The organism is Aliiroseovarius sp. B-4 (genome assembly GCF_056857795.1).
The window spans coordinates 32,903-46,198 of sequence record NZ_JBSXNV010000024.1 but is presented as its reverse complement, the minus strand read 5'-3'; the positions used below and the strand labels follow the sequence as shown (position 1 = coordinate 46,198).

Below are 13,296 nucleotides of genomic sequence, written 5' to 3'. Positions count from 1 at the left end.
CATCCGGGCCGTCTCAGACATTCAGGTCGCGCGCCCCGCTGTCGATATGCGGCGCCCAGAAGGCGACGCTTTCGGCGATCTGCGGGATCACCTGCCGGTCGTTTGGTTCGCGCTCCTTGAAGGACAGTTCGAGGCAGATCTCGTTATCGACCGCGCCGCCTTCGGCAAAGGCTTTCAGAAGCGGGTCCGGCTGGATCGCGCCCTTTGCGTTGAACTCGGCCGTGAATGGCCGGTGGCCGGACTTGTCCATCATCGACTGCTTGATGTGAATGATGGGGCTGACTTTCGGCACCGCCCGCGCCCAGGCATAGGGATCGGTGTCGTCCGGGTTGGGGCTGGTCACGTCGCCATGGTCGATATCGGCCATCATCCACATCGGCACCGCCATGTCGGCGGCGGTCAGCCGGTCCTGCAGCTTCATGCATTCTGCGATGGTTTCGCCAAACTCGCGCCCGACGCTCATCGGTTCCCAGAAGACGTACTCGAGTCCGGCCGCCTTGGCATGGTCCGCCACCTCGGCCCAGCAATCTATGGCGATTTGCAAAAGCTCCTCGCGGCGTGCGGGGTCGTCGTAATCAAGGAAGGTGAAGATCGCGAATTGCGTGCCGACCGAGGTGCCGCCGAGATCGCCGATGATGTCGGCAAAAGTCTTGAACCAGTCGACGTAGTAGCGGCGCACGTCGGCGTCCGGGTGGCCGAAATGGTTCAGGCGTCCGTATGGCCCGGTCATGCCGCTGGTCACCCGCGCGCCGGTGCGCTGCAGCGCACGGTTCATGTCGCGGGTCAGCCGCCGGATCACGGGGGCAGGCCAGGACGGGTTAATGAACTCATGCGTCAGCTGGATATCGCGGATGCGGATATCGCGCGCAATGGCATCGACCAGGTCGTCCGGTTCGGCGAAACGGTTCACCAGCGGATTGGTATTCAGCGAAAGCGTCAGCGCCATCAGGCGGCCTCCCTTTGGTCTTCGAACCACTTGCGGAACGCGTTCTGCTCGACTTCGGTCAGGTGCAGCCGGTGCTTGGTGCGACGCCAGAGAATGTCCTCGGCGGTCTGCGCCCATTCATACGCCACGAGATAGGCAGCCTCAGCCTCGTAGAGATTGCCGCCGAAATGCTGCCCCAACCCTTGGAGAGAAGTCGCATCCCCCACGATCTTGGCCACCCGCGTGCCGTAGAGCCGCCCGTAGTGCTGGCGCAATGCGCGTGGCATCCAGGGATAGTCGCGCTTCATCTGGTTGCGGAAGGTCTCGTAATCCGCGTTCTCGATATCGCCGCCGGGCAGGGGGGCGGTCTCGGTCCAGTCGCCGCCCATCTGGGGGAAGAACTTGGCGATCCGTTGCAGGCCGCGTTCGGCCAGTTCGCGGAAGGTGGTGATCTTGCCGCCGAAGATGTTCAGCAGCGGCGCGCCGCCCGTGTCGTCGATGTCGAACACATAATCGCGCGTCACCGCCGACGGGTTGCCCTGGCCGTCGTCGAACAGCGGCCGCACGCCCGAGAAGGTGGTCAGCACGTCGTCGCGGGTCAGCTGCTCCTTGAAGTACTTGTTCACCGCGTCGATCAGGTACTGCACTTCCGAGTCGTCGGCGGTCACATCCTCTGCGCGGCCCTCATAGGCAATGTCGGTGGTGCCGATCAGCGCCTTGTCACGCTCGTACGGGTTGATGAAGATCACTCGCTTGTCGTGGTTCTGCACGAGGTAGGCATTCTCGCCTTTCCAGAATTTCGGCACGATGATGTGGCTGCCCTTGACCAGCCGCACATTGCGCGGAGAGTTCGACCCGGCCACGCGGTTGACCACGTCGGTCACCCAGGGACCTGCGGCATTGACCAGCAGCTTGGCTTCGAACTCGCGCGTCTCGCCGGTGACGGAGTTCTGCGTCGTCACCCGCCAGGCATTTCCGTCACGCCGCGCCGAGGTGCAGGGCGACCGGGTCAGCACCGTCGCACCGCGCTCTGCCGCATCCACGGCGTTGAGCACCACGAGGCGGGCATCGTCGACCCAGCAGTCGGAATATTCGAACCCGCGCGCGTACGCATCCTTGATTGCGGCGCCCTCGGGGTCGCGGTGCAGGTCCAGCGTGCGGGTGCCGGGCAGTTTCTTGCGGCCGCCGAGATGGTCGTAAAGGAACAGCCCCAGCCGCACCAGCCACGCCGGGCGGTCCTGCGGCGAATGCGGCAGGACAAAACGCATCGGCCAGATGATATGCGGTGCGTTCCGCATCAGCACTTCGCGTTCGATCAGCGCTTCGCGCACCAGCCGGAATTCGTAGTATTCCAGGTAGCGCAGCCCGCCATGCACCAGCTTGCCCGAGCGGGAAGAGGTGCCTTCGGCCAAATCGTCCTTTTCGCACAGCACGACGCTCAGGCCACGGCCTGCCGCATCACGGGCAATGCCCGCGCCGTTGATGCCGCCGCCGATCACGAAGAGGTCGACCTTCTGGATATCGCTCATGTCTCAGGCTCCTTGCGAGGCGCGCGCTGCCGCCAACCCGTCCCAGACCGGGGCCAGGCCTTCGCGCGCGTGTCGGTAATTGTCGAAGAGTTTGTCATAGACGGGCACGAGACCCGGATCAGGCGCTTCCGGCTCTTCCAGAAGCGGGGTGGTCCAGTCTGCGATGCAGGCGTCCATGCTGTCGTAGGCGCCGATTGCGACGGTGGCCATCATGGCGCAGCCCGCCGCGCCGGCCTCCTCACGTGCGGAGACTCGGACAGGCGTGTCGAGCGATGCGGCGAGAACGCGGCGCAGCGCGGCAGAACGGGCCGCACCGCCGGTCAGGCGCAATTCGCGGGGCATGTCGCCCATCGCGGCATAGCAATCCCGCGCGGCCATCCCGAGCCCTTCGATCACCGCGCGGATCACGTCGGCAAAACGGTGCGAGGCATTCAGCCCCACAAGGCTGGCCCGCGCATCCGCATTCACAAAAGGCCCGCGTTCGCCTGCCTCGGAGATATAGGGGTGATAAACCAATGCGCCGGGACGCGAGCGTGCCATCCAGCCGTCGATCCGTGCGACCATCTCGGCGTGCGACGGGGCTTTGCCCACCTCGGCCATCAAGTCCTCGGCCAGCGCCAGCGCCCAGTCGATATTGAGCGTGGCGGCCATGTTGGTCTGGACCTGCGTCACCAGGTCGGGGACCGGCAGGCAGATCACGTAGCCCGTACCCTCGGCGTTCAGATGCACGTCATCCGACCTGACGGCCCGCATGTGCACGCCGGTCGACCCGACGGTCGAGCAGGCCGCACCGGCATCGCCGGTGTGCACGCCCGCACCCAGCGCCGTCATCACCATGTCGACATAGCCCAGCGACACCGGCGTGCCCGCCTTGAGCCCGGTCTGCGCTGCGGCCTCGGCGCTCAGTGGTCGGGTCTGCTCAGAACCGTCGATGATCTCGGGCAAGAGGTGCCGACGGTCCTCCAGTCCAAGGGCACCGATAACCGCGTCGCTATATCGCCTGTTGCGGAAGTCGCCGAAGGTAAAGCTGGCCTCCGACGGATCGGTTGCCCGCACGCCGGTCAGGTTGAGAAAAAGCCAGTCCTTGCAGTGAAGCGCCACCTCGGCGCGATCCAGAAGCTCGGGCGCGACTTGGGCCATATGCGCCATCTGACTGCCTTGCTGGCAGGTATTGAGCCCCGTGCCGGTAGCCTCAAACCGTGCGCGTTCGTCGATGCCCCGCGCGAGGTCCCGGACCGTCGGCGCCGCCCGTGCGTCCAGCCAGAGCCATGCGTCGGAAACCGCCTGGTTGCCTTGGCCCACCAGCCAGGTTCCGTCCCCTTGCCCGGTCAGGGCCACGGCGGCGGTCCGCGATGCCAGGCCCTCGACCTTGTCGCCCAAACCGCGCAGCGCGGCGGCGCAGTCGTGCCAAGTTTGCTGCATGGACTGGGTGGCCGATCCGTCTGCCCCCATGACGTAGGAATTGCGCACCGACGATGACGCCAGTTGCTGACCCTTCAGATCGAAGGCAACCGCCTTGATGACGGATGTCCCGGCGTCCACGCCGATGATCAGGTCGGACGAATCAGCCATTTGCTGCCTCCCTTGCCGCTGTTCGTCACCTCGGCCTCCCCCTTGTGACGCCGTGACATTTCCGCTTTTCCGCGTCGATTTGCCCAGTCGCCGCGCCACCCTTGTAGGGGAAGCCGCACTGCGCTTGGTTGAATTGGGTGTAGCACAAAAATTTTCGCTGGTGTGAAATTTTTTGCAGACACAGAAATTTTTTTCGAATATGGTTGACCCAATCGAACGCACCCCAAACGGTGTGGCGAGTCGCTGATCGAACCGCGGGATTGAGGAGTTCCACGATCGGCGGCAGGGGAGGAAAGGTTCAACATCAACAGGTTGGCCATTTCCGAGACATGACCGCGCCCGGGTCTCCCGGCGCAGAATCACCACCGCCCGGATCTCCGGGCCGGATAGAAAAGGGGCACGTCCGCTATGGCCACAACCGGCACCGTATCTGTCAGTGCTTCCAAGGCGACACGACGCAAGGCGATCACAGCTCTCGCTGGGGTTGTCCTACTCGGCGCCATCGCCTTTGACACCAAGGTGGTTGCAATCGGCGGCGACGAAGACCTGCGCCAGCAAGCGTTCAACCCGGATCGCTTCGGGGCGGACGAGTTTCCGCGCATTCGCGACTATGTCGTTGAAAAGGCGCCTGAAGCAGTGAAACTGGCAGAGGAACTGGCCGCGGACAAGAACGCTGCGGTCGCGGCCTATGGCACGATGGCCGGGGCCTTTCCGGTGATGCCGGTCACCTTTACCGGTACCGCGGGCGAGGGCAAATCCGGCATCTTCAACGTTACGATCGACGGCATGCCCGATGGCACCGGCGTGCGAATCCAGACCGGCCCGGCGATCAACGGGACGGAGTTGCGCGATATCACAGGCGACATCGAATTCGGGGCCTTCAAGAACCAGATCGAGTACCAGAACGCAGGCGCAGGCATCAACCGCGCCATGGCGGCAGAAGTGCTCGACGGGCTCGACCGGGATGCCTTGACCGGCAAGACGATCACCGTCACCGGCGTCTTCACCATGATCAACCCGAAGAACTGGCTGGTCACCCCGGTGGCCTTCGAGGTGCAGTGATGAAGAGCCCGATTCATGACGAAACCCCGACCCTGACGCCGGACAAGGCCGAGGTGGTGCTGGCCGCGCGCGACGTGACCAAGAGCTTTGGCGCTGTGCATGCGCTCAAGGGCGTGAACTTCGATGTCCACCGCGGGCAGGTTACCACGCTTTTCGGTGAAAACGGCGCCGGGAAATCGACGCTGATGAAGATCCTCTCGGGCGTACATCTGCCCACCACCGGCGAGTTGATCCTCGACGGCCAGCCGGTGGCCATCAGTTCGACCGTCGAAGCGCGTGAACTGGGCATCTCGATCATCCACCAGGAACTGTCGCTCGCGCCGAACATGAACGTGCGCGACAACATATTCATGGGGCGCGAAATCATGGGGTCCCGCGGCGTCAATTTCGCCGAGGAAGAGCGCCAGTGCCGCGCCCTGATGGAAGAGCTTGAAGAAGACATCGACCCGCTGACCCCGGTCGAGGACCTGCGCCTCGGCCAGCAGCAGATCGTCGAGATCGCTCGCGCACTCAGCGTCAATTCCCGCATCCTGATTATGGACGAGCCGACCTCGGCATTGTCGGCCTCGGAAGTCGAAGTGTTGTTCAAGGTGATCCACGACCTGAAGGAACGCGGCGTCTCGATCGTCTATATTTCGCACCACCTGGAAGAGGCGCTGGAAATCACCGATCACGCGGTGGTGCTGCGCGATGGCGTGATGACCGCCTATGCGCCGCGCGCCGAGATCGACCTTGATTGGATCGTCCGCAACATGGTGGGCGAGAACTTCGACCTGGGTTCGCCGCCCGAGGTGACCTTTGGCGACGTTGCGCTGTCGATCAAGAACCTCAGCGTGCCTGCACCCGGCGGGTCTGGCTATTCGGTGGTCGACCGTCTGTCGCTGGACGTGCGTCAGGGTGAGGTCGTCTGCATCTATGGCCTGATGGGCGCAGGCCGGACGGAGATGATGGAATGCATCGCCGGGCGGTTGCCGTCCTCGGGCGGACAGGTGGAATTGCACGGACGTGACCTGGCGGGCATGTCCATCGCCCAGCGGATCGAAGCCGGGCTGGTACTGACCCCGGAAGACCGCCAGCGCGACGGGCTGGTCCAGACCATGACGGTGGGCCAGAACCTGTCGCTGGCGTCCATCGGCGCTTTTACCAAACGGATCTTCACCTCGAAGGCGGACGAGCAGGACATCATCGACCGCTCGATCCGCGAAGTCACCATCAAGACCGACGGCGGCGGCGCCGCAATCGGCTCGCTCTCGGGCGGCAACCAGCAGAAAGTCGTCATCGGCAAGATGCTGGCCACCGAGCCGTCCGTTGTGCTGCTAGACGAGCCTTCGCGCGGCATCGACATCGGCGCCAAGGCCGAGGTCTTCGGGCTCTTGGCCGAGGGCGCCAAGAAGGGGCTGGCGGTGGTCTACACCACGTCCGAGGTCACCGAATGCCTTTCCATCGCGCACCGCATCATCGTCATGCACAAGGGCAAGATCTCGGCCACCTTCGGCCCCGATGCCACCAAGGAACAGATCATGGCGGCGTCCGGCGAGGTGGACCTGCAACAGAGCCTTTCTGCGGCCTTTGGCCTGACGCATTGCGAAGTGGTCACGGACCTGCACCAGGAGGATCTGGCGCTCGGCCCGCTGGGCGTGGCGGGCGGCAAGTTCCTGTCGGCAGAGATCGCCAGTGGCCGCAACAAGGTGATCGGGGCGGGACATGGCCGGACGCTTCTGTCCTGTGTCCAGAACCTCGATGCGCAACCGGCGCAGGGGCTCAATGTCGTGTCTCTGATGGGGGCGCTGACCGCGGGCTCTGACGTGAACCCACATGCCATCGTCAGCAGGCTGGCGGAACTGACCGGGGCGGAACCGGCTTCGATGCCGGTCCCCTTCATCGCGAATTCCACGTCGGACCGCGACGTGCTGATGGGCCAGAAGGCCGCGGCACAGGCCGCCGAACTGGCGCGGCAGGCGGACGTGATGATCGTCGGCATCGGCACCACGGTGCCCGAGGCCGAGCTCGTTACGACCGGCATGATCGAGCCGGACGAAATGGCGGGCATCGCCAATGCGGGCGGCGTCGGCGAAATGATGGGTCATTTCTTCGACAAACGCGGCAAACCGGTGGGCCAGGACATTAGCGACCGCATCCTCACCCTGCCGCTCGACCAGTTGCAAGGCCGACGCATCGTGGCAGTGGCCGGTGGCGCCCTCAAGACCCATGCGATTAAGGCCGTACTGGAGAGCGGGCTACTGAGCGGGCTCATCATCGACGAACACACGGCACGGGCCATTGTAGACATGGACAAACCCGCGACCGCGCAGCACTGAAACGGAGACCTGCAGTCATGACCGACGTTACCACGAACAAGAAGCACGGCTCCGGCGGGTTGAAGGCCCAGCTGTTCGGCGAGGACGCCAACATCGTGCAAATCCTGCTGGAAGGCCGCGCCTTCTTTGCCCTGATCGCGATTATCCTGATCTTCTCGATCCTGTCCGACAACTACTTCAGCCTTGCGAACTTCCTGATCATGACCTCTCAGGTCGCGGTTTTCGGACTGCTTGCGATCGGTATGCTTCTGGTGATCCTGTCCGGCGGGATCGACCTGTCGGTGGGGTCCACGCTGGCCCTGTGCGGTGTCTTCGCGGGCTTCCTGATGCAGGGTGTCGAACTCGAAGCGCTGGGCGTGATCCTCTACATGCCGGTCTGGGCCGTCGTCGTCTGTACGCTCGCGATGGGGGCCTTTGTCGGCGTCGTGAACGGTGTTCTGGTCGCCTATTTCAAGGTGCCCGCCTTCGTTGCCACCCTGGGCTCGCTCTATGTCGCGCGCGGCGTTGCGCTGCTGATGACCAATGGCCTGACCTTCAACAACCTGTCCGGCAACGCCGAGCACGGCAATACCGGGTTCGAATGGCTGGGCTTCTATCGTCTGTGGGGCATCCCGATCAGCATCTTCGTGCTCGCCGCCGTGGCCATCGGCGCGCATCTTCTGCTGTCGCGGACGGCTTTCGGGCGCTGGCTCTATTCCGTCGGCGGCAATGCCAAGGCGGCCGAGCTTTCGGGCGTGCCGGTCAAAAGCGTGCTGATCTGGGTTTACGTCCTGTCGGGCCTATGCGCAGCTGTCGCCGGTCTCGTGCTCAGCTCGCAGCTGACCTCGGCCGGCCCCACGGCAGGCACCACCTATGAGCTGACCGCCATCGCGGCGGTGGTCGTCGGAGGCGCGTCGCTGATGGGCGGACGTGGCACGGTTCAGGGCACGCTTCTCGGCGCCTTTGTCATCGTGTTCCTCGGCGCGGGCCTCGTCATCGTCGGCGTCAGTTCCTACTGGCAGACCGTTTTCACCGGTTCGGTGATCGTGCTCGCCGTGATGCTCAACTCCATCCAGTACGGGGGCATGGGCCGCAGGGCCTGACCCCACCCAGTTTCGCGGTTTTTCGGGCGAGGAGATCCGACGCGAAGACCTGCCGGGCAACCGGCATCCAACCAACCCAAGGGAGAGATATCTCATGATCAAGTTCACCAAACGCGCCATGCTGGCCGCTGCGGCCTCGCTGCCCCTGATGGCGGGCTCCGCCTGGGCAGAAGGGCTGATCTCCATCATCGTCACCGACCCCGCGAACCCCTATTGGTTCACCGAGGGTGAAGTGGCCAAGGCGACCGCCGAAGAGCTGGGCTATGAAGCCACGGTTGCGGCCCACAAGGGCGACACCAACACCGAGTCGAACCTGATCGACGCCGCCATCACCAATGGCGCCAAGGCGATCATCCTCGATCCGGCGAACGCGGACGGTTCGGTCGGCGTTGTCCGCAAGGCCACCGACGCCGGCATCCCTGTCTTCCTCGTGAACGCCGAGATCAACGAGTCGGGAATCGCCATAGCCCAGCTGGTGTCGAACAACGCGCAGGGTGCCGCGCTTGGCGCCGTGCAGTTCCAATCGCTGGTGGGTGACGAGGCCAAGTATGTCGAGTTTTTCGGCAACCCGGCCGACAACAACGCCGCCACGCGGTCGAATGGCTATGAAACCGTGTTGAGCCAGTATCCGGGCCTGGAAAAGGTGGCAGAGGAAGTGGCCAACTGGGACCGCACCCAAGGCTACAACAAGATGCAGTCGATCATGCAGGCCAACCCGGAAATCGACGCCGTGATTTCGGGCAACGACGAAATGGCGCTTGGTGCCATCGCCGCCCTGAAAGAAGCAGGCCAGCTCGAAGGCGTGATCGTTGGCGGTTTCGATGGTTCGCCGGACGCCGTGGAAGCGGTCAAGGCAGGCGAAATGGCTTATACCGTTCTGCAGCCGGTCGCTGTCTTCTCGCGTGAGGCTGTCATCCAGGCCGACCACTACATCAAGAACGGCTCGCCGATGGTGGCTGAAGAGAAGCAGCTGTTCGACTGCCTGCTGATCACTCCGGACAACGTTGCCAACTACACGGGCCCGTTCACCCTGTCGCAGTAACAAACCAATGGCGCGCGGCCCCGGTCGCGCGCCCATTTCCTAAGCAACTGTTTTTGTCTGACGGGTTCAACAGTCCATTCTCTGGCGAACTTTGCATGGTGCGGTTGCGATCAATGCGGCATGGCGAGCGTCTTGCGGAGAAGAAGAACATTCGATCGTTCGTCAAGCTGGCCGAACTTGTGTTATTTCACCTAATTCAATCCTTGAGTCCGACAGGGTGGAGAGCAATGTTACGGTCGAAACACCGAAGCGCCATCAAATATTGTTTTCTCATATTGGGCCCCTCGCAAATTGATACAATTTAAATAAGTCTGAATCTCGGTTCCCGGTTGGCTCAGCCAAAATTAACATAAACTTCATTATGCGTGCGCATAATGTATGCGCACGATTGACGCGCATACATCCAAAGTATAACCTCTCCTTAGGAGGTGAGCTCATGAATTCTCATACTCGGAAGCCTACAAATCTGTCCCTGGACGTAACTTTGCTTACAGAAGCCAAAGCATTGAAGGTGAATCTGTCTCGAGCGGCTGAGAACGGAGTTCGGAGTGCTGTTGCTGCAGCTAAAGCGGAACAGTGGAAAGCTGAGAATGCCGCCGCAATTCGGAGTTCTAACTCATACGTTGAAAAGCATGGTTTACCGCTCGATCGTTATCGTCAGTTCTGATGCCCAAGTATGACGTATTTCCTAATCCGTCCGGAGATGGTTATCTTTTGGATGTTCAAACCGACCTTCTGAGTGATCTGAACACCCGCGTTGTCGTGCCTTTGTTGCGACCATCAAGTGCACCGAAACCGGCAACCAGGCTCAACCCAATTTTCGAATTCGATGGTCGGCCGGTCGTGATGGTCACGCAGTTCATGGCGGCGGTGCCAACAGGCATTCTTAAGACGTCCATTGGAAACCTCAACAATGAATTTGAGAAAGTCACGACCGCGATCGACATGCTTATGCAGGGTTTTTAGACGAACAGAATCGATTCACTCATCCTCATCTAACATACCCTTGTGTCTGACTGTCTGACGTCGGCGCCAATGGGACAGTTTATGCTGAGTTGATAAGAGAGGGTTCCTGGCTCATCGTAACCACCAAAAAGTGAAGAGGAGACAGAAACCCTGACGACGGACATCTTATGCTAAGCCGACTGGTCAAAAATGTCTGCGCAGTAGTAGTTTAGCGATGCTTCTGCACCCAATCACCGGCCTGTGACCGCCATCACATCTTGCTTGACTACCTAATCAAATTCTTCCTTAGCGCCGTGGCCACTAATTGATAGTTCGTCTTGCACCCGACCTTGCGTCGTGCGGAGGCCAGCCTTTCCTTGGCCGCCGATTCAGATATGCCCAGATGCTCTGACGCCTCTTTGACGTTCTTGTCTTCTGACAGGCACTGCAACACGGCGATCTCGCCTTTCGACAACCCACGCTCATCTTCAAGCGATTCGAAGAACTCGGTTGCCAGCCCGGACAGGAACAGCATCTCTTGCGGCAGCAATTCCCGGTCAGGGCGCGACACACTGAGCAGCGATCTATTGGCGCCGGATTTTCGGCTGAAGGCCGCCCCATAAACCAGACCATGTTTCTTTGCGGAATTCATGAACCGGCGCAGGTCGGGGATGGGCACCTCGGACCACTGCTTGTCTCCGGTGGAGAAGAGCGACCAAACCAGGACAGGGTCAAAGGCATAGTAACGCCGCTTTTCATATTCGTCCTGCCAGGCCGGTGGGTAGCTGCTTTCAAAATATTCGTAGCCGCGCACATTCACGTTCACGAGGATGCTGTACCCGGAAATCGCAATCTCCTCGATATCAGCCCGGTAAGGCGCAAAGGCCTTGGCGACAGCATTCGTTGTCTCAAGCGCGTCGGGGTTTTGCTGAATACCCTTTTCGTAAATCTCCAAAACCGATTCCTCCACTCACCACTTACCGAACCTGACCTCAAGTCAGGTCTGCTCCGACCATGGGTCTGACCAAACCTTGGGTTTCTGGCCCCAGGTCAGTTTCTATCAAAGATTGAGCTATTTTCCTAGACCTGCCTTCCTGGGGTGTGGCTCATGGGATCAGCCGAATGCAGGAGCAGATCATGATACACGCACAAACGGTATTGCCGGAAAACCCGTCAGAAGACACCCTCCGCTGCGTAGTCGCTCAGATGCCACAGGAACTGTTTGCCCCGCGCGCGGCCTTCTCCTCGGATATGCGCTTGATCGGCCAGTTCATGGATCTCAGGAAACGCGTGTTCGCCTTGGGCAAGGGTTGGAAGGTCTGGATCTCTGGGCAAACCGATCTGGATCAGTATGATCGACCCGATACCATCTATGTCGTTGCGCTCAAGCAGGCCACGGATACAGTTGTTGGCGGGGCGCGACTGATCCGCACGGACAATGTGGCCGGTGCGGCAGGTCATGCCATGTTCTCCTACATGATCCGCGACGCCTGCCGTGGCCTGCTAGATGGATTGCCATTTGATCTTTGTACGGATGTCCCGCCTGTCGATAGCGGCGTCTGGGAACTCACACGTCTTGTCACCGATGGCACGCCCGGCGCCGGGGCAGCAGTGTTGCGAGCGGCGAACGCGTATCTTGCAACGCAGAAGGCCGAACATTGCCTGTTCCTCGGCCCGGTCGGGTTTCAGAAGATGGCGCGATCCATGGGATTTACACCCAGGACCATCGGTCCGATCTGTGGCAACAGGGATGGTCGTTTCCAGGCCTTTGCCTGCCCTGTCCTGTACGGTGATCACCACGAATCCCGTGGGAGCGGCACTTGACCATACCTCAGGTGCATACGCGATCTGAAGATCAAGGCCTGGCTGGCACGGGCCATGACAATAGCGCTGGCATTGAAGCCCGCGCGCAGCTCGTTCGGGATCGGCCAGGCGTCATCGGCAAAACAAGCTGTCAGGCTCTGAACTATGGGTGAGAAGCTTCTATTCGCACGGCCTGTCGCCGAAGCTGTGATGCAGGACGCGTCGGCACCCCAAGCTGTCTGGCGGGACTATCTTTGGAACTCGGGGCGGATCGTCCGCCTGTGGTTTGTGGATCCCGAGACCATTGATGATGCAGAGATCGAGATAAAGTGCCTGCAAGATGATGACACCGCAACCGATCAATAGGCAAACCACGCCGAGTGTGCCATTACGCCTGCATGGTCGCCATGCTCGACCATCACCGCGCGATGGAAAGGCGCGAGGCGGCCCTCCGTATCAGGATACGGGATTGTCTGGCCGTTCTCGCTCACAAAACCGACGGGCCATCGCGTTCTTGACCTGTAGACCTGGAACAGAACGCGACAATTGTCGTTCTGGAAATCGCAAGAGTGAATGGACCAGTCCCATTTTTGCGGCCCAGAGTCATCCCTGTACGATGCACCGCGAAACCACAACACGCGCGTGCGCCTGAGCCAGCCATAGTCCGGGCTGGAGATATCGACCTCCCCTTTCACACCCGGTCCGCCAAGTTGGACCGGCATGGCGGCATAGGTGCAGATCCCAAAGGGCGGGCGTACCGGCCAAGGCGTGATTCGACGGATCATCTCGGCATAGGCCGCAGAGCAGACCGCGCCTGGTGGAAACCCTCCCGCCATACAGAGCATGATCGCACAATCCATGTCATAGGCGCGCGTGGCTTTGACAAAGATCGGCAATGTCAGGATGGACAGGATCAGGCGGAGGACGAGAATACGCATCTGTTTCTCCCAAGAGTTTGCTGGAACTGGTTGGAAACGAGCCCAATCTAACAGCGATTTAGCAAGCATTCCACATTTTT

Annotated in this window: 13 protein-coding genes; 8 read left to right on the top strand and 5 right to left on the bottom strand. The window is 61.3% G+C overall.

All coding sequences use genetic code 11. The features are described from left to right. Positions 1-13: 13 nt before the first annotated feature. From AC13C8_RS01545 to AC13C8_RS01535, 3 genes are read right to left on the bottom strand one after another with little or no spacing between them, the layout of a single operon-like run. A complete protein-coding gene (locus AC13C8_RS01545; RefSeq protein ID WP_482846175.1) occupies positions 14-946 on the bottom strand; it encodes a sugar phosphate isomerase/epimerase family protein in 933 nt (310 codons plus the stop codon). Further along, positions 946-2,454, bottom strand: coding sequence for a glycerol-3-phosphate dehydrogenase (locus tag AC13C8_RS01540; RefSeq protein WP_482846173.1), 1,509 nt, complete (start codon positions 2,452-2,454; stop codon positions 946-948). The genes AC13C8_RS01545 and AC13C8_RS01540 overlap by 1 nt, the downstream gene beginning before the upstream one ends. A 3-nt stretch (positions 2,455-2,457) precedes the next feature. After that, complete coding sequence (locus tag AC13C8_RS01535; protein WP_482846172.1) at positions 2,458-4,026, bottom strand: FGGY family carbohydrate kinase; 1,569 nt, start codon at positions 4,024-4,026, stop codon at positions 2,458-2,460. A 408-nt stretch (positions 4,027-4,434) separates the two neighbouring features. Here AC13C8_RS01535 and AC13C8_RS01530 point away from each other — a divergent pair, with 408 nt between their 5' ends. The 6 genes from AC13C8_RS01530 (at position 4,435) to AC13C8_RS01505 (ending at position 10,496) form a co-directional block, all read left to right on the top strand. Next, on the top strand, positions 4,435-5,088 hold the full coding sequence (locus AC13C8_RS01530) for a DUF2291 family protein (RefSeq protein ID WP_482846170.1): 654 nt from the start codon (positions 4,435-4,437) through the stop codon (positions 5,086-5,088). Beyond that, a complete protein-coding gene (locus AC13C8_RS01525; RefSeq protein ID WP_482846168.1) occupies positions 5,088-7,406 on the top strand; it encodes a sugar-binding domain-containing protein in 2,319 nt (772 codons plus the stop codon). Before AC13C8_RS01530 ends, AC13C8_RS01525 begins: the two co-directional genes overlap by 1 nt. A gap of 17 nt (positions 7,407-7,423) precedes the next feature. Beyond that, a complete protein-coding gene (locus AC13C8_RS01520; protein ID WP_482846166.1) occupies positions 7,424-8,488 on the top strand; it encodes an ABC transporter permease in 1,065 nt (354 codons plus the stop codon). A gap of 94 nt (positions 8,489-8,582) precedes the next feature. Further along, a complete protein-coding gene (locus tag AC13C8_RS01515) occupies positions 8,583-9,530 on the top strand; it encodes a substrate-binding domain-containing protein (RefSeq protein WP_482846164.1) in 948 nt (315 codons plus the stop codon). A 361-nt stretch (positions 9,531-9,891) separates the two neighbouring features. Then, positions 9,892-10,197, top strand: coding sequence for a type II toxin-antitoxin system CcdA family antitoxin (locus AC13C8_RS01510; RefSeq protein WP_482846162.1), 306 nt, complete (start codon positions 9,892-9,894; stop codon positions 10,195-10,197). Next, positions 10,197-10,496: a CcdB family protein gene (locus AC13C8_RS01505; RefSeq protein WP_482846160.1), complete on the top strand. Its 300-nt coding sequence runs from the start codon at positions 10,197-10,199 to the stop codon at positions 10,494-10,496. The genes AC13C8_RS01510 and AC13C8_RS01505 overlap by 1 nt, the downstream gene beginning before the upstream one ends. Before the next feature lie 265 nt (positions 10,497-10,761). On the opposite strand, the gene AC13C8_RS01500 is transcribed toward AC13C8_RS01505, so the two are convergent. Next, positions 10,762-11,430, bottom strand: coding sequence for a helix-turn-helix transcriptional regulator (locus AC13C8_RS01500; RefSeq protein ID WP_482846159.1), 669 nt, complete (start codon positions 11,428-11,430; stop codon positions 10,762-10,764). A gap of 182 nt (positions 11,431-11,612) precedes the next feature. Here AC13C8_RS01500 and AC13C8_RS01495 point away from each other — a divergent pair, with 182 nt between their 5' ends. Together AC13C8_RS01495 and AC13C8_RS01490 are read left to right on the top strand one after the other, a co-directional pair. Continuing rightward, on the top strand, positions 11,613-12,299 hold the full coding sequence (locus tag AC13C8_RS01495; RefSeq protein WP_482846158.1) for an acyl-homoserine-lactone synthase: 687 nt from the start codon (positions 11,613-11,615) through the stop codon (positions 12,297-12,299). Between the two features lie 144 nt (positions 12,300-12,443). Continuing rightward, on the top strand, positions 12,444-12,644 hold the full coding sequence (locus tag AC13C8_RS01490) for a hypothetical protein (RefSeq protein WP_275394953.1): 201 nt from the start codon (positions 12,444-12,446) through the stop codon (positions 12,642-12,644). Here the strand turns inward: AC13C8_RS01490 and AC13C8_RS01485 are convergent. After that, positions 12,638-13,216: a hypothetical protein gene (locus AC13C8_RS01485; protein WP_482846157.1), complete on the bottom strand. Its 579-nt coding sequence runs from the start codon at positions 13,214-13,216 to the stop codon at positions 12,638-12,640. The genes AC13C8_RS01490 and AC13C8_RS01485 overlap by 7 nt on opposite strands. Positions 13,217-13,296 lie beyond the last annotated feature (80 nt).